The 1,281-nt window shown below is 74.4% G+C and carries 2 protein-coding genes; one reads left to right on the plus strand and one right to left on the minus strand.

What is annotated here, in order from left to right; translation table 11 throughout:
• Window positions 1-22: 22 nt before the first annotated feature.
• Window positions 23-805: an alpha/beta fold hydrolase gene (locus tag AC27IO_RS24345; RefSeq protein ID WP_272566145.1), complete on the minus strand. Its 783-nt coding sequence runs from the start codon at window positions 803-805 to the stop codon at window positions 23-25.
• Between the two features lie 99 nt (window positions 806-904).
• On the opposite strand from AC27IO_RS24345, the gene AC27IO_RS24350 reads away from it, so the two are divergent.
• Window positions 905-1,281 (plus strand): flavin reductase family protein (locus AC27IO_RS24350; protein ID WP_498741231.1); only part of this gene is annotated, 377 nt, incomplete at its 3' end.

The raw sequence follows: 1,281 nt of genomic DNA on the forward strand, positions 1-1,281 counted from the left end.
CGCGGCGTGCGGTCGGCGGCGCTCAATGCAGCACCCGCTCGGAAGCAGCCAGGAACGCCAGCAGCGCGCCGTCGAAGCCGTCGGGGTCTTCCAGCTGCGGCCAGTGGCCGACGTGGGGCAGATCCAGGTGGCGCGCATCGGGCAGCACCTGCGCCAGCGCCTGCAACGCCTCGGGCGGGGTGCAGCGGTCCTGCTCGCCGCCCAGCAGCAAGGTGGGCATGTGCAGGCGCGACAGCTCGGCCGCGCTGCGCGCGAACGTGGGCAGCGCCTCCAGCGCACGGCGGTAGGCCGAGCGGTGCACCTGGCCCATGGCGTGGCCGGCCAGGCGCACGCCCTCGGGCAATGCGCCGGTGCCGATGTGGCGCGGCACCAGGCGCTGGGCGATCTGCTCCATCGACTGCCCGGCGTCCAGCTCGGCCAGGCGCGGCGCCACCCATTCGTCCAGGCTGTGCGCATCCAGGGCCGGCCCGCCGCTGCAAAGCACCAGCCGGCGCACCAGCGAAGGCTCGCGCAGCGCCACCTCGATGGCGATCATGGCGCCCAGGCCGTGGCCCACCAGCACGGCGGGGCCGCACTGCAGCGCCTGCAGCAGCTGCACGCAGCTGTTGGCCAGGCCCTTGAAGCTGTAGGGCTCGATGGGGGCGCTGCGGCCGTAGCCGGGCATGTCCCAGGCCACGGCGCGGTAGCCGGCCGTCGCCAGGGTCTCGACCTGGGGAGCGAAAGTGAGGTGGTCGCCGTCCGCGTCGTGCAGCATGAGCACGGTGGGTCCGGAGCCGAGGGTCGTGAAAGTGGGTAGAAGGGCCATGAAGAGAACGGCAGGCGCCGCGGCCGCCGGCAGCAAATCGCCAGGCGCCGGACCATAATAGCCGACCCCTTCCCTCCGGCCGCCCGCGCCCGCGCCTTCGTGAACAGCCCCCTGCACCGCCCCATCGCCGCCCGTCCGCCCGGTTTCTCCACGCGCGAGTTCCGCGATGCGCTGGGCATGTTCGCCACGGGCGTGACCATCGTCACCGCGCGCGGCCCGGACGGCGGGCTCATCGGCCTCACGGCCAGCTCCTTCAATTCGGTCTCGCTGCAGCCCCCGCTGGTGCTGTGGAGCCTGGCGCACAAGGCCTCCACGCTGACGGCCCTGTCGGCCGGCTCCCACTACGCGATCAACGTGCTGGCGGCCGACCAGCGCGCGCTGGCCGAGCGCTTCGCCTCGCGCGGCGTGGACCGCTGGGCCGGCGTGGCCCACCAGCCGGGCATCGCCGGCGCCCCGGTGCTGGACGGCGCCGCGGC

The sequence above is a fragment of the Acidovorax sp. KNOB132 genome (assembly GCF_057541515.1).